At 75.6% G+C, this 14,870-nt stretch carries 13 protein-coding genes and 1 riboswitch; of the genes, 3 read left to right on the top strand and 10 right to left on the bottom strand.

Annotated features, from left to right (window positions below; translation table 11 throughout):
* Positions 1-2: 2 nt before the first annotated feature.
* Together KK617_RS08860 and dacB are read right to left on the bottom strand one after the other, a co-directional pair.
* A complete protein-coding gene (locus KK617_RS08860) occupies positions 3-1,109 on the bottom strand; it encodes a zinc-dependent metalloprotease (RefSeq protein ID WP_277499540.1) in 1,107 nt (368 codons plus the stop codon).
* A 52-nt stretch (positions 1,110-1,161) separates the two neighbouring features.
* On the bottom strand, positions 1,162-2,700 hold the full coding sequence (gene dacB, locus KK617_RS08855; protein ID WP_277499539.1) for a D-alanyl-D-alanine carboxypeptidase/D-alanyl-D-alanine-endopeptidase: 1,539 nt from the start codon (positions 2,698-2,700) through the stop codon (positions 1,162-1,164).
* A 212-nt stretch (positions 2,701-2,912) separates the two neighbouring features.
* Between dacB and KK617_RS08850 the strand changes: the two genes are divergently transcribed.
* Positions 2,913-3,410, top strand: a complete 498-nt coding sequence (locus tag KK617_RS08850) for an inorganic diphosphatase (RefSeq protein WP_277499538.1) — start codon at positions 2,913-2,915, stop codon at positions 3,408-3,410.
* Positions 3,411-3,806: 396 nt separating this feature from the next.
* On the opposite strand, the gene KK617_RS08845 is transcribed toward KK617_RS08850, so the two are convergent.
* The 6 genes from KK617_RS08845 to KK617_RS08820 form a co-directional block, all read right to left on the bottom strand.
* Positions 3,807-4,526: a methyltransferase domain-containing protein gene (locus KK617_RS08845; protein ID WP_277499537.1), complete on the bottom strand. Its 720-nt coding sequence runs from the start codon at positions 4,524-4,526 to the stop codon at positions 3,807-3,809.
* The gene (locus KK617_RS08840) at positions 4,523-6,625 is read right to left on the bottom strand and encodes an acyl-CoA dehydrogenase (RefSeq protein WP_277499536.1); all 2,103 of its coding nucleotides are present in this window, start codon (positions 6,623-6,625) and stop codon (positions 4,523-4,525) included. The genes KK617_RS08845 and KK617_RS08840 overlap by 4 nt, the downstream gene beginning before the upstream one ends.
* Positions 6,626-6,635: 10 nt before the next feature.
* Positions 6,636-7,766, bottom strand: coding sequence for a phosphatase PAP2 family protein (locus tag KK617_RS08835; RefSeq protein ID WP_277499535.1), 1,131 nt, complete (start codon positions 7,764-7,766; stop codon positions 6,636-6,638).
* A 17-nt stretch (positions 7,767-7,783) separates the two neighbouring features.
* Positions 7,784-8,812 carry an ABC transporter ATP-binding protein gene (locus KK617_RS08830; protein ID WP_277499534.1) on the bottom strand — a complete coding sequence of 343 codons (1,029 nt, stop codon included), beginning with the start codon at positions 8,810-8,812 and terminating at the stop codon, positions 7,784-7,786.
* On the bottom strand, positions 8,812-10,458 hold the full coding sequence (locus KK617_RS08825) for an ABC transporter permease subunit (RefSeq protein WP_277499533.1): 1,647 nt from the start codon (positions 10,456-10,458) through the stop codon (positions 8,812-8,814). Before KK617_RS08825 ends, KK617_RS08830 begins: the two co-directional genes overlap by 1 nt.
* A 45-nt stretch (positions 10,459-10,503) precedes the next feature.
* Entirely contained in the window at positions 10,504-11,577 is a 1,074-nt protein-coding gene (locus tag KK617_RS08820) for a thiamine ABC transporter substrate-binding protein (RefSeq protein WP_277499532.1), read from the bottom strand.
* Positions 11,567-11,673, bottom strand: a riboswitch (TPP riboswitch). Its footprint overlaps the gene before it by 11 nt.
* 91 nt (positions 11,674-11,764) lie before the next feature.
* Between KK617_RS08820 and KK617_RS08815 the strand changes: the two genes are divergently transcribed.
* Positions 11,765-12,238, top strand: a complete 474-nt coding sequence (locus KK617_RS08815; protein WP_277499531.1) for a GNAT family N-acetyltransferase — start codon at positions 11,765-11,767, stop codon at positions 12,236-12,238.
* Here the strand turns inward: KK617_RS08815 and KK617_RS08810 are convergent.
* Entirely contained in the window at positions 12,223-13,326 is a 1,104-nt protein-coding gene (locus tag KK617_RS08810; protein ID WP_277499530.1) for an MBL fold metallo-hydrolase, read from the bottom strand. The genes KK617_RS08815 and KK617_RS08810 overlap by 16 nt on opposite strands.
* 190 nt (positions 13,327-13,516) lie before the next feature.
* The gene (locus KK617_RS08805; protein WP_277499528.1) at positions 13,517-13,909 is read right to left on the bottom strand and encodes a hypothetical protein; all 393 of its coding nucleotides are present in this window, start codon (positions 13,907-13,909) and stop codon (positions 13,517-13,519) included.
* Between the two features lie 61 nt (positions 13,910-13,970).
* Between KK617_RS08805 and KK617_RS08800 the strand changes: the two genes are divergently transcribed.
* Positions 13,971-14,837, top strand: a complete 867-nt coding sequence (locus KK617_RS08800) for a DICT sensory domain-containing protein (RefSeq protein WP_277499527.1) — start codon at positions 13,971-13,973, stop codon at positions 14,835-14,837.
* Positions 14,838-14,870: the final 33 nt, after the last annotated feature.

The following is a 14,870-nucleotide window of genomic DNA, read 5'->3' as shown; positions in this document are numbered from 1 at the left end:
GCTCAGGCGAGGACGCGGGCGACCCAGGCGTCCGGGTCGGCGATCTCGGAGCGGGAGGGGAGCGCCTCGGGCGCCGACCAGACGGCGTTGAAGTCGTCCATGCCCACGCGGTCGACGACGGAGCGGACGAAGGCGGCGCCGTCGCGGTACTGCGCCATCTTGGCGTCGAGGCCGAGCAGGCGGCGCAGCAGGCGGTCGAGGTGCCCGACCCCGTCGCGGCGCTGCTCGAACGCGCGGCGGATGCGCTTCACCGTGGGGATGACGCCGGGGCCGACACCGTCCATGACGACGTCCGCGTGCCCCTCGAGCAGCGACATCACGCCCGTGACGCGGTCGATGATCTCCTTCTGGTCGGGGGTGCTCAGCATGTCGACGATGCTGCCGCCCCCGCCGCCGCGCACGGCCTCGACGACCCGCGAGAGGCCGTCGCCCAGCACGGCGGAGGGGTCGAGGGTGCCGGCGAGCGCCTCGACCTGGGCGCGCAGGTGGTCGCGCAGCCACGGCACGGCGGTGAACTGCACGCGGTGGGTCTCCTCGTGCAGGCAGACCCACAGGCGGAAGTCGCGGTGGCGGGCGCCGATCTCCTCGGCGACCTGCCAGACGTTGGGGGCGACGAGGAGCAGCCGGCCGTCGGGGGCGACGTCGGCGGGCGCGAAGGGGTCGAACTGGCCCAGCACCTTGCCCGACAGCAGCCCGAGCAGGGCACCGAGCTCGGCGCCCGTCACGCGGGAGCCGACCGCCGCGCCGGCGCGGCGCAGCACCTCCGGCGCCTGCGGGCCGCCCGAGCGGCGCTGCGCCAGCTGGTCGACGAACGGCTGCATCATCACGCCGAAGCTCTGCGTGTTGGCCTCGATCCAGCGGCGGCGGTCGACCACGAGCACCGGGGCGCTGTGCTCGACGGCGTGGAGTCCGGTGAACTCGCGGACCAGGCCCGAGGAGCGCTCGGCGTCGGCCCGCAGCGCCTCGACCGTCTCGGCGACGGACTCGGCGGGGATGGCCGGCTCCGGCGGCGCCAGGCGGGCGCCGATGCGGGCTGCGAGCGCCCAGTCGATGGCCGGCGCGCCCGTCGCGGACGGGTCCGGGGGGCCGAAGGACTCAGCGGAGCTCATGCCCGCGACCCTACGCGCGGGCCGAAGACCGCCCGGGGGCTCAGCCGGGGGCTCAGCCCGTGGTCGCCGGGGCGCCGGCGGAGCCGGTCGAGCCGGTGGACGGGGTCGCCGCCGGGCCCGCCGCCGACGTCGAGCAGGTGCAGGCGGCGAGCGCCGCGACCGCGCGGTCGAGCGCCTGGCGGGCGTCGAGGGTGGAGGGGAGGTCGACGCGGTCGGCGACGACCACGAACCGGAGCGGCGTGCCGGTGGCGTCCTCGACCACGCCGGCGAGACCCTGCACGCCGGTGAGCGTGCCCGTCTTGGCGCGCACCGTGCCGAGGCCCGCGGGGTCGGCGTCGTCGAAGCGGTTCGCCAGCGAGCCGCTGAACCCGGCGACGGGCAGACCGGTGACGGCGGCGCGCAGCTCCGGGTGCTCCGAGGAGACGGCGACCCCCAGCACCCCGAGGAGCGTGGTGGCGCTCAGCTGGTTCTCGCGCGACAGGCCGCTGCCGTCGCGGAGCACGTCGGCGCCCAGGTCGACGCCGAGGTCGGCGAGCACGCGGCGTACTCCCGCCGCCCCGCCCTCGAAGGTGCCCGCGCCCTCGACCTGGAGACCGACGTGGTGGGCCAGCACCTCGGTCGTCTCGTTGTCGCTGATGGCCAGGAGGTGCTCGACCAGGTTCGCCACGGGGGTGCTGTCGACCTCGGCGAGCGTCGTGCCGTTGCCGCCCAGGCCGGGGGCCGGCGTGGCGACGACCTCCACGCCGGCGTCGACCAGCGCCCGGGCGAACCACGCGGCGGCGTCGGCGGCGGGGTCGGCGACCACCTCGTCCTCGACGTACCCCCGGTCGGCCCACAGGGCCGTGATCGGCGGCACGACCCCGTCGGGCACGTAGGAAGCGGGCCACGCCGGGTTGATCGCGGGCCCGGTGAAGAGGGACGCGTCGTAGGCGACCTCGACGCTCGTGACGCCGTCCGCGACGAGCGCGGCGGCGGTGCGGTCGGCGAGGTCGCGCAGCGAGGCGCGCGCCGGGTACGTGGACGCGGCGTCCTCCGCGGGCACCGGCTCCCGGGCCAGCAGCGGGTCCCCGCCGCCGACCAGCACCACGCGGCGTACCCCGGCGACGGCGTCGGACGCGCCCCCGTCGACCACGCGGGTGGTGAAGCGGTGGTCGCCGCCGAGCGCCTCGAGGGCGGCGACGGCGGTGAGCAGCTTGGTGGTGGAGGCGGGCACGACCCGCTCGGCGCCCGCCAGGTACGGCGTGCCCTCCCCCAGCGGCGCCACCCCGACCATGACCTGGGGACCCAGGCCCGCCTCGGCGAGGTACGGCGCCATCGCCGCCGCCACCGCCTGCGGGTCGACGGCGCCGGCGGTGGCGGTGACGGGGGTGAGGAGGGGGTCGGGATCGGCCAGGGGCGGGAGGTCGAGGCCCTCGGGCGGCGCGACCGCGGCGGGCCCCCCGGAGCCGTCGTCGCCCAGCACCCCGTCGAGCAGGTCGAGCCGCCACGCGGCCGCGCCGGCGACGGCCAGGAGGACCACGACGAGCGCGAGCACGAGCGGGAGCCGTCGGCCCCGGCCGCTGCCCCGCCTGCGCCCCTGTCCCACGGCCACCTAGGATCACCTCAGCTCGATCGGTCCGCGCCATTGTGCGCGAGCCCGCCGACGTCGACGAACCCGGCCTCCGGGCTGGCGCCGGGCGCAGCTGCAGCCCCACCCCTAGAGTTCCGTGCAGGCCCGGCGACCCCGCGGGTACCGCACACTATGCAGATCGAGACCGACAAGATCGGCCGCGCCGGCGCGGCCGCGACGTGGAAGGCAACAGCGTGCTCGAGTTCGACGTACTGGTGGAGATCCCCAAGGGCGAGCGCAACAAGTACGAGGTCGACCACCACAGTGGTCGTCTGCGCCTGGACCGGACGCTCTTCACCTCGACGCAGTACCCGGCCGACTACGGCTTCATCGAGGACACGCTCGGCCAGGACGGCGACCCGCTCGACGCGATGGTCATCCTCCCCGTGCCGACCTTCCCCGGCTGCCTCATCAAGGCCCGGGCCATCGGCATGTTCCGCATGACCGACGAGGCCGGCGGCGACGACAAGGTCCTGTGCGTGCCCGCCGGCGACCCGCGCGTCGACCACCTCAAGGACCTCGGCGACGTCTCCAAGTTCGACCTGCTCGAGATCCGCCACTTCTTCGAGGTCTACAAGGCCCTCGAGCCCGGCAAGTCCGTCGAGGGCGCCGAGTGGGTGGGCGCCGAGGAGGCGCAGAAGGAGATCGAGGCGTCGTACCAGCGGTTCAAGGACAACGGCAGCACGTACTGACCAGGTTGATCCGGCCGGGGTGGCGGGTTCCCCGGTGCACCGGGGAACCCGCCACTTCCGGTGGGAAGTTCGCACCCGGAAGTGGCGGGTTTCCGCTTCAACCATTGGTGACCCGGCGCCCCTCCCCGCTGTAACGCGGTGTCCGGGCGTCTCCACACGCGGTCGACCACGGACGCAGACGCCCCGGCGCCGCACCAGACACCACCACCGCACCAGACGTCCATGAGCCCCGTACGCCGTGGGCCAGCGCCGGGCGGGAACGAGCCATCCGACGTGTAACGCGGTGTCCCGGCGTCTGCGCACGCCGAGGACCACGTGTGCAGTCGCCCGGACACCGCGTTACACGGGCCGGGGGGACGGCGCTCCAGGCGATCGGCGTGGCGAGCGCGCGGGGCGCTACGCCCGGGTGCCGCGGAAGTACGCCAACGCCCCGCTGGTGCGCAGCTCGAGGTCGGGTACGCCGTGCGCCGTCGCCCAGCGCCGTACGTCGTCGCTCGAGCACATCGGCCCCAGCAGCCCGGCGAGGCGGCCGATGCGCCGCACCGGCTCGTGGCGCAGCCCGGTGTCGGTGAGCAGCGCGCTGCCCAGCAGCACGCCTCCGGGGCGCAGCACCCGCGCCATCTCGGCGAACGCGGCCGCCGGGTCGGGGAAGCAGTGCAGCCCGGTGAGGCTCAGCACCCGGTCGAAGGACGCGTCCGTGAACGGCAGTGCCGCCACGTCCGCCTCCGTGCACGTCACCTGGTCGGCGACGCCGAGGTCGGCGGCGGTGCGCCGGGTGCGCTCCAGCATCGCGGGGGCGATGTCGGCCGCGACGTACTCCAGCCCCTGCCCCGGGCGCAGCCCGCGCAGCGCCACCCCGGAACCGCAGGGCACGTCGAGCACGCGCGAGCCGGCCGGGAGCGTGCCGGTCTCGTCGGCCGCGTCGAGCAGCAGCTGCAGGTCGGAGCCGACGGCGGCCCGCCAGCCCACCGCGCCCGGGCCCGGGTGGTCCACCGACCACGCGTAGACGTGCGCCCACGCGGGGTCGCCCTCCCAGCCGCCGAGCAGCCCGCGGACCCGCCGGAGCCCGCCCGCGACGGCGTCCACCGCGGGACGCACGGGGCCCGACGACCTCACGCCTGCTCCGCGACCTGCTCCGCGGTCTCGCCGAGAGTGTGGTGCGCCGCCTCGTCGCCCCGGCCCTGCTCGGCCGCCACGACGACGTGACCCAGCAGGTCGGGCGCCCGCAGGATCTCCTCGGGCACCGCGAACGCGTCGACGAGCACCCGCGCGAGCGGGCGGACCTTGCGGCACAGGTCGTCGACCTCCCGCGTGATCGCCTTCGCCCGGGTCGAGGTCATCCGGCCGTGCTCGAGGAACCACGCGCGGTCCTCCTCGATGACCGACAGCGCGTGCAGGTCGGCGAGCAGCCCGAGCGCCCGCTTCTCCTCGCCGTCGGGCAGGCCGTCGAGCTTGGCCAGGAACGCCTCGAGCACGACGCGCTCCTGGTGGGCCTTCGCCGCCGCGATGACGTGGGGCTGCACGCGCGAGAAGACCGCACCCGGGTTGAGCCCGCCGTCGACGCCCGACTTCAGGCGCCGCGCGGCCGAGGAGATGATCTGCTCCTCGCGGTAGCGCAGCATCGCCAGCTGGTACGCCGGGTCGCGCAGGCCGGCCTCGGAGTCCCACTCGTCCCCGCCGGGCAGCAGGTCCCGCACGCGCTCGAAGAGCTGGTGGGCGCGGGTGCGCTTGACGACCTCGTCGAGGGCCAGGCCCGCGACGAGCCGCACCATCTCGAACTGGTCGGCGTCCTGGAAGTCGCCCGCGTAGTCGGTCAGCAGGCCCTTGGCCACGAGCTGCAGCAGCACGTGGTTGTCGCCCTCGAACGTGGTGAACACGTCGGTGTCGGCCTTGAGGGCGGCGAAGCGGCTGGCGGAGAGGTAGCCGGCACCACCGCACGCCTCGCGACACTCCTGGATGGTGCGCGTCGCGTGCCACGTGCCGAACGCCTTCATGCCGGCGGCCTCGGACTCCAGCGCCCGGCGCGAGCGCTCGCTGTCCTCCTCGCCGGAGAACACGGCGTGCAGCCGGCCCGCGACCTCCTCCTGCGCGAAGTGCAACGCGTAGGTGCGGGCGAGCAGGGGCAGCAGGCGCCGCTGGTGCAGGCCGTAGTCGAGGAGCAGCTCCTCGGATGACCCGGTGGCCTCGAACTGGCGGCGCCGCTCGCCGTACCGCACCGCGAGCACCATCGCGACCTTCGCCGCGTTGACGGCCGCGCCGCCCACGCTGACCCGGCCCTGCACGAGGGTGCCGATGGTGGTGAAGAAGCGCCGGCCGGGGCTCTCGATGGCCGAGCTGTAGACGCCGGCCGCGTTGACCTCGGCGAACCGGTCGAGCAGGTTGTCCCGCGGGATCCGCACGCCAGAGAACCACAGGCGCCCGTTGTCGACGCCCTCGAGCCCCATCTTCGGGCCGCAGTCCTCGATCCGCACGCCGGGCGCGGGCACCAGCTCGCCGTCCTCGTCGCGCACCCGGATCGGCACGACGAACGCGTGCACGCCCTGGCTCTCGCCGCCGATGTGCAGCTGCGCGAAGACGACCGCCAGCTCCGCGTGCCGCGCGGCGTTGCCGATGTAGTCCTTGCGGGCGGCGTCGTGGGGGGTGTCGATCACGAACTCGCCGGTCGCCACGTCGTACGTCGCGGTGGTGGCGAGCGCCTGCACGTTCGACCCGTGCCCGGACTCCGTCATCGCGAAGGAGCCCAGGATCGAGCCGTCGATGATGCCGGCGAGGTAGGCGTCGTGGTGGCGCTTCGTGCCGAGCTGCAGCACGGCGCCGCCGAACAGGCCGAACTGCACGCCCACCTTCACCAGCACGGACAGATCGCCGTAGGCGAGGGTCTCGAAGGCGGCGATGGAGGCGCCGATGTCGCCACCGCCGCCGTACTCCGTCGGGAACCCGAAGCCGGTCTGGCCGGTGCGGGCGATGTCGAGCACCACCTCGAGCACGCGGTCGCGGAACGCGTCGCGGTCCAGGCTCTCGGCCTCCTCGAGGAGGCCGGCGTAGTCGACCAGGTTGCGGCGCACGAGGTCACGGACCTCGGCATAGCGCCCGTCGAGCACGCGCTGGAGCGCGGCGGCGTCGGGTGCGGGCTGGACGTACCCGTCGGCGGACGGCTCGGGGGCGGAGCCGGCGGCGGACTCGGGCTGCGGGGAGACGACGGCGTCGGTGGCCATGCGCCCCAACCTACCCGGGAGTACGACGCTTCCGGAGGCTGAGGCGCGACGCCTCGGGAGCGGCCTCGGCCGGGTCCTCGACCCGGACGTCGGCGTCGCTGCCGTCGGGCGTCAGCGGGATGCGGGAGGTCGTGGTCGTCGGGTGGCTCCCCAGCCCGCGTCTGTCGAACCGTTGCCCGCTGGCCACACCGCCCACGTAGAACGCGACCACCGCGATCATGGCGCCGGCGATGTCGTCGGCCACGTAGTGCCAGCCGAAGTAGAGCGTCGCGATGATCGTCAGGCCGAAGTTCACCCACATCACCCAGTGCAGGACGCGATTGCGCACCGTGTACTGCACCATCAGCGCCCACAGCAGCGTGATGGCCGTGTGCAGGCTCGCGAACGCCGCCGTCGACTGCAGGCCCTCGCCACCGCCCCACAACACGTCGATGCGGCTGTAGAACAGCGAGTCGGCCAGGTCCGCGGCCCCGGAGTCGAGGTCGGTGTAGAGCCACGGGAACGCGAACTTCGGGCCGAGCGCCGGGAGCATGTAGTACGTCGCCGTGCCGAGCGACCAGGCGATGACCTGCGACGTCACGAACCAGTAGCCGAACGAGATGTTGCGCGACCAGATCACCCAGATCGCCACGAGCACCGGCACGAGCGGCAGGTACCACAGGTAGATGGTCGAGATCAGCTGCTCGAACCAGGTGAAGCCGAACAGGGTGTGCAGCACCGCGGACGGGTCGTTGCCGAGGAAGAGGATGCGGTCGAGCGCGTGCAGCTCCGCGTCGTACTTCTGCTCGCCGAGCACGAAGGGCAGGAACGACTTCAGGTTCCGGTAGCAGGCGTAGGTGACGTAGAAGCACCCGATGCCCAGCGCCACCAGCGTGAACCGCTCGCGCGTCCAGTGCTCGCGCCAGCGCTCCTTGATCAGCGGCACGACCTTCGAGAAGTTGCCGCGCGCCCCCCACAACGACCGCGGGACGAGGTCGGCGAGGAGCGCCAGGCCCACCAGGAGGGGGAACCGGAGCCAGCCCGGACCGAGGAAGCCCTCGGGGTCGATGACGCTGCGGCCGAGCGACAGGGCGGTCACGAAGGCCAGGACCGCCATCGTCGCTGCGACCCCGATCAGCAGGACGTAGGCGCGGCGATACACCCCTGCAGTGTAGGGGCTCAGCCGATCGGGGCCGTCGATGCCGGATCGACCGCGACGCGCACCGGCGCCCCGGCCGCGGGCGCCGGCCCGGTACCCGGCAGCCGCGCCTCCACCTCCCCGACCCCGGGGACGGCGACGACCAGGCGGGGGCCTGCGCCCGTGCGCCGCTGCTCGGTCACGGTGCCCGCGAGGCCGCCCGGCACCACCACCTCCCACCCCGTACGGCGGACCGCCAGCCCCCCGCGCCCGCTCGCCCCCGCGCCGGCCGGGGCCAGCGCCCGGGCCGCCACGTCCGGGGCGAGCACGTGCGCGTAGCCCAGCTGCCGGGCCGCGTCGGCGTCCACCGGCGCCGCGTCGACGGCGGCCGCCGGCCCCTCCTGGACCACCCGGCCGCCGCGCACCAGCGCCAGTCGGTCGGCGGTCGCCAGCGCCTCGTCGACGTCGTGCGTGACGAGCAGTGCGGTCGTGCCCGCCGCGACGAGGATGCGCCGCAGGTCGCCGGCCAGCCGTTCGCGCAGCCCGCGGTCGAGCGCCGAGAGGGGCTCGTCGAGCAGCAGCAGCCGCGGCTCGCAGGCCAGCGCCCGGGCCAGCGCGACGCGCTGGCGCTCGCCCCCCGACAGCGTGGCGGGCGGGCGGTCGGCGTACCCGGCGAGGCCGACGAGCTCGAGCAGCTCCGCGACCCGGGCGCGCACGGCCGGGCGCGGGGTGCGGCGCAGGCGCAGCGGGTAGGCGACGTTGCGCCCGACGCTCAGGTGGGCGAAGAGCTGGCCGTCCTGGAACATCAGCGCGAAGGAGCGCCGGTGCACCGGCACGCCGGCGAGGTCCTCGCCGTCGAAGGCGACCGACCCGCTCGCGAGGTCCTCGAGCCCGGCCACCGCCCGCAGCAGCGTCGACTTGCCGCTGCCGGAGGGGCCGAGCACCGCGAGCACCTCGCCGCGCGGCAGGTGCAGGGAGGCGTCGCGCAGCGCTGGCGCGCCGTCGTACTCCACGCCGACGCCGACGAGCTCGAGACCGGTGCGGGGGCCGGTGCCGGGGTGCGGGGACATCACAGCGCTCCTGTGCTGGGCACGCGCAGGCGCTCGACCGCCAGCACGACGACGGTGACGGTGGCGGCGAGCACGACGGCGCCCGCCATGGCGGTGCCCGGGTTGGACTGCTCGCCCGTGACCCCCGGCGTGCCCAGCAGCCGGGCGACGACGACGGGCAGGGTCGGGTGGTCGGGGCGGGCGAGGAACGACGTGGCGCCGAACTCGCCCAGCGACGCCGCGAAGGCGAACCCCCCGGCCGCGAGCACCGGGCGCCACGCGACGGGGAGGTCCACGACGAGCAGGGTGCGGGCCGGCGAGGCCCCCAGCGAGGCGGCGGCCTGCCGCTGGCGGTCGTCGATGCCGGCGAGCACCGGCACGAGCGTGCGCACGACGAGGGGCAGCGCGACCAGCGCCTGCACGAGCGGCACGAGCAGCGGTTCGTCGCGCAGCGCAAACGGAGGCCGGGCCACGGTGACGAGCAGGCCGAAGCCCAGCACGACCGCCGAGACCCCGAGGGGCAGCATGAAGAACCCGTCGAGCACCGAGCGCACCACCCGCTCGCCGCGGCCCCGCGGGCGCCGCGTCAGCACGACCGCGACGAGCCCGCCCAGCAGCAGCGCCATCCACGTCGCGTCGGCCGCGGTCTGCAGCGAGTTGCGCAGCGCCTGCGTGACGGGCACGAGCACCGGCGAGTCCTCGTCGACGCCGGTGAGCGCGCGGTAGTTCGCGAGCGTCCACTCCCCCCGCACCCGCAGCGACGTGGCGACGAGGGCGAGCACCGGCACGGCGGAGGCGACGCCGACGAGGGCGGTCACCACCACGGCGGGTACGTCGGGGCGCCGCGGCCGCCGCGGGACCACCGGGCGCCGCCCGACCGCGGTGCCATCCGGCCCGTCGGCCCGGAGCCGGCCGAGCACCACGAGCAGGGCGACCACGCCCAGCACCTGCACGAGCGACAGGCACGCGGCGGCCGGCAGGTCGAAGGCCCGGGTGAGCAGGTAGATCTCCGTCTCGACCGTGGCGTGGCGCTGCCCGCCGAGGGTGAGCACGACGCCGAAGGCGGTGGAGCAGAAGAGGAACACCACGGCCGCCGCGGAGACGATCGCGGGTCGCAGCGCCGGCAGCGTGACCGTGGCGAGCACGCGCGCCGGGCTCGCGCCGAGCGCCGCAGCCGCCTCGGCGGGGCGCGGGTCGAGGGTCGCCCACGAGGCGCCGACGACCCGCACCACGACCGAGACGTTGAAGAACACGAGCGCCGCGACGATCGCAGCGGCCGAGCCCTCCCACCCCAGGAACCCCAGCGGGCCGCCGTCGGCGAGCAGCGCCCGGAACGCCGCCCCGACGACGACCGTCGGCAGCACGAACGGCACCAGCAGCAGACCGCGCGCGACCCGCACCCCGGGCAGGTCGAGCCGGTGCAGCACGTGGGCGGCGGGCAGCCCGAGCACGACGGACAGCACCGTGCCGAAGGCGGCCGACCACAGGGTGAACCCCAGGATCCGGCCGGTCCGTTCGCGGCCGAGCACGTCGAGGAGGGCGCCCGGGTCGAACGACCCGTCGGCGAACAGCCCGCGCGCCACCATCGCGCCGACGGGCAGGGCGAAGAACACGCCGACGACGGACAGCGGCAGCGCCGCCAGCGCCAGCAGGCGCAGCGCCCTCACGCGACGGCCCCCGCGCCCGTCACCGACCCGCCTCCGCGCCCGACCTCACCCCGCGGCGAGGTCGCGCCACCGGGCGATCCACTCCTCGCGGCCGGCGGCGACGACGTCCGCCTCGAGCTGGTACGGCGCGGTGGGCCGCTCCGCGAAGCTCGCCCAGTCGGCGGGCAGCTCGGCGTCGTCGGCGACGGGGAAGACGTACATGCTCTCCGGCAGCGCCGCCTGCACCTCGGGCGAGAGCAGCCAGTCGACGAGCTCGCGACCGACGTCCTCGTGGTCGGCGCCGCGCAGCACGCCGGCGTACTCGACCTGCGTGTAGCAGGTGTCGAGCAGCGCGCGGGTGGTCGTCGCCGAGCCGTCCTCGGTGAGGGTGAAGGCCGGCGAGGAGTCGTAGGAGACGACGATCGGGCGCGTCGGGTTCTCGCCGGCGGCCGTGAAGTCGCCGTAGTAGGCGTCGGTCCAGCCGTCGACCACGAGGGCGTCGTTGGCGAGCAGTCGCTCCCAGTAGCCCTCCCAGCCGTCCTCGCCGAACTCGGCGACGGTGGCGAGGAGGAACGCCAGGCCCGGGCTCGAGTCGACGGGGCCGGGGGTGACGAACAGGCCCGCGTACGCCGGGTCGGCCAGGTCCTCGAGGGTCTTCGGCTCCGGGATGCCCTGCTCGGCGAACCAGGCCGTGTCGACGTTGACGCAGACGTTGCCGGTGTCGACGGGCACGAGCCGGTTCTCGCCCTCGAGGGCGAAGGCGTCGGCGCCGGCCGGCAGCTCCCCGTCGTACGGCAGGAGGGCGTCGGCCTCCAGCACGCGGCTCGCGAACGTGTTGTCGACACCGAAGACGACGTCGGCGCCCGCGTCGTCCGGGTTGAGGCTGACCTCGGTCACGACGGCACCGGCGTCACCGGGCTGGCGCACGACGAGGTCGACGTCGTGATCGGCCTCGAAGTCCTCGACGAGCGCGTCGGGCAGGACGAACGAGGAGTGGGTGAGCAGGACGACCTCCCCGCGCCCGTCGGAGGCCTCGTCGTCCCCGCCGCCCACGAGCGAGCAGGACGCCAGGGGCGCGAGGAGGGTGGTGGCGAGGACCGCGAGGCCCGAGCGTCGGACGGCATGGCGCGACGGCAACATGATGACTCCCTTCGCCGGTGCTAACCGGAGCAGGTTCGAGGGTCTGCGGCGGATCCGCACTCTCAGCGCCCGTGAGGCGCTCCCCTGTCGTGTGCCCGACACCCTACGTCGCGCCTCCCCCGCCCCGGCCCGGGGGCTCGGGCCGCCCGGGGCCGCCCGGTGCCGCACGGTGTGGGAGCGTGCCGCCGTGACCGTGCTGCGCCTCGCGTTCGACGACCTCCCCCCGCGCCTGGCCTACGAGGTCTGGCGCCTGCGCCAGGACGTGTTCGTGGTCGAGCAGGACTGCCCCTACCCCGACCTCGACGGCCGCGACGTCGAGCCGGGCACCGTCCACCTGCTGCTCGTCGAGGACGACGTGCTCCTCGGCTACGTGCGGGTGCTCGACGACGGCGACCGGGCGCGCGTCGGCCGGGTCGTCCTGCGGGGTACGGCGCGGGGTCGCGGCCTCGCCGACCCGCTGATGACCGCCGCGCTGGAGGTGGTCGGCGAGCGCCCCTCGCACCTCGACGCGCAGGCGCCGCTGGCGGGCTGGTACGCCCGGTTCGGCTACGCGGTCACCGGCCCGGAGTTCCTCGAGGACGGCATCCCGCACGTGCCGATGGAGCGCCCGGGCACGGGCGGCGGCCCGGGCGGTACGCCGGGGGCTCAGGCGAGCGTGTAGCGCGCCGGCTCGCCCGTCACGCGGTCCGTCCCGGGGCCGGTCGCGGGGGCGGGGGCGCGCCGTACCGACGCCTCGCCGCGGGCCACGAGCACCTCGAGGTGCGCGCGGGTCTCCATCACCGCGAGCGCTCCGTTGAACGGGTCGAGGCTGGCGAAGGCGTGCGCGCGGCGGGTCCACGGCAGGTGCGCGGCGACGTCGCGGGCGGTGAGCCCCTCGGTGCCGGCGGCCTCCAGCGGGGCACGGCTGAGCGACAGCCGCTGCTCGTGGTGCTCCAGCAGCTCGTCGACCCGGGCGTGCGCGGAGGCGGTCACCGGCCCGTGGGCGGGCAGCAGGCGCAGGTCCGGCAGGGCCCGGACCTTGGCGAGCGAGCCGAGGAAGTCCGCCAGCGCGCCCAGCTGGGTGTCGGGCTCGAAGCCGATGGACGGCGTGATGGTCGGCAGCACGTGGTCGCCCGCGAGCAGCAGTCCCGCGGCGGCGTCGGCGAAGACGTAGTGGCCCTTGGTGTGGCCGGGGGTGTGCACCGCGTCGACCGCGCGCTCCCCGACCTGCAGCCGCACGTCGCCGTCGAGCCACGTGTCGGGCGCCTCCCAGATGTCGTGGTCGGCCTCGGACGGGGCGGCGCGCAGGCGGCGGGCGTCCTCCACGGAGCCGGCGTCGGCGAGGTGGGCGGCCATGACCGCCCGGACGCCACCCTCGGGGTCGCCGGCGAGCGCCAGCGACGTCTGCTCGCCGCGGCCGAGGACGACCTCGGCCCCGGTCGTGCGACGCAGCGCGACGGCCTGCGTGTAGTGGTCGCGGTGGACGTGGGTGACGAGGAAGCGGCGGACGTCCTCGACGCCGGCGCCGATCGTCGCGAGCGCCGAGCGCAGCGCCGCGTCGGCCTCCTCGATGGCCCAGCCGCCGTCGACCAGGGTCAGGCTGCGGGCGCCGTCGGGCTCGACGGTCTCCAGCGCGTAGACGTTGACCGCGCGCAGGCCGTCGTTCGGCAGCGGGAGGGGGATGCGGTGCACGCCCGGGGCGACGGGCCAAGCGCCCGCGTCGCCCCACGGCCGGTCGGAGTCGGGCGAGATGGCGTCGGCTGTGCTCACCCGGCGAACCGTAGACCCGGTCCGGCGCCGCCCGGGGCGGCGGGCCCCGCGGCGGTCCTCGGGGGACCGCGGCGAGGTCGGGGGAAATGAAGAACCGCGGTGGAGTCTCGGGTCTCCACCGCGGTTCGAGGTCAACTATGCACCCGCCGGGCCCCCGGCGTCTCGATTTCTCCGCTGGTTGCGGTCAACTTCACCTCAAGGCCGGCCGGACGGGCGCCGCCGACGGCGCCCCGCCGGTCATCCCGCCGGTCGCCGGGCGCCGGCGACGGGGGCGCGCGCCGAGCCGGACGTGCGCCGTACCGGTCACCACGCGGTGCCACCACGGGGCCGAGGGGACGCCGAGCACCATCACCTCGCGCTCGCCGGCGACGACGCGGACCTCGACGCCGCGCTCGGCCATGAGGGCGCTCGCCCGCCGGACCTGCGGCCGCACCCGGAGACCCCGGTACGCCGAGGGGTCCTCGAGGCGGAGGACCAGTCCGCCGGCCTCGTCGCGGAGCAGCAGCGCGGGTACCGGGCCGCGGTCCCCGTCGAGCTCGAGGGCGAGACCACCGACGTGGCCGACGCAGCGGTGCTCGTCCATCCGAGCTCCTTCCGGGAATGTCAACAACGATGTCAACGCATTGTGGAGGTATGGTGGCACCATGGTCCAAGCCGCACGCAACCCCCAGGCAGCCGCGCTCTCGATCGGCGACCTGGCGGCCGCCACCGGGGTGAGCGTCCCGACGCTGCGGATGTGGGAGCAGCGGCACGGCTTCCCCGTCGCCGTGCGCCTGCCCAGCGGGCACCGCCGCTACCACGCCGACGACGTCGAGCTCGTCCGCCGGGTCGCGGAGCAACGCGCCGCCGGCCTGCGCCTCGAGCAGGCGGTGGCTCGCGTGCGGCGCAGCGCGGCGCCCCCCGACGCCTCCGTCTTCGCCGAGCTGCGCCACCGCAACCCGGGCCTGCCGGTCCACCGTCTCGGCAAGGACACCCTCGTCGCCATGTCGTGGGCGATCGAGGACGAGTTCGTCGTCCAGGCGCGACGACCGCGGCTGTACGGCGCGTTCCAGCGCGCGGAGTTCTACGCCGCGTCGCGGGGCCGCTGGCGCGACCTCGCGCGCCGCTGCGCGTCGGCCACCGTGCTTGCGGACTTCCCCGAGAGCGATCCGGTCGCCGCGCCCGGGACCGTGCGGCGCGCGGCGCTCGCCGACGACTCGCCCCTGCACGGCGAGTGGGCGGTCGTCTGCGACGCCGAGGACCTCTCGGTCGTGCTGTCGGCGTGGGAGGTGCCGGGGCAGGACGGCCTGCCCGACGCCCGCCGGGAGTTCGAGGCGGTGTGGTCGCTGCGACCCGCCGACGTGGCCGCCGCGGCCCGGACCTGCGCCGCGGCGGCGGGCGAGCCCCCCACCGGGACCGACGGCCCCCTCCTGCGGGCCGTGCCGGCCGAGGAGCGCGGCGAGGGCGACCCCGCGGCCGCCGCCGCCCTCTTCGCCCGCGTCGTCGCCTACGTGGACCGCCGCGCCCGCTGAGCGCTGCCGGAGCGCGCCCGACGACCCGCGCCC

The sequence above is a fragment of the Nocardioides sp. ChNu-99 genome (genome assembly GCF_029493445.1).
GTDB lineage: Bacteria > Actinomycetota > Actinomycetes > Propionibacteriales > Nocardioidaceae > Nocardioides.
The sequence above is the reverse complement of the archived record's forward strand: the minus strand, read 5'-3'. Positions and strand labels throughout refer to the sequence as shown.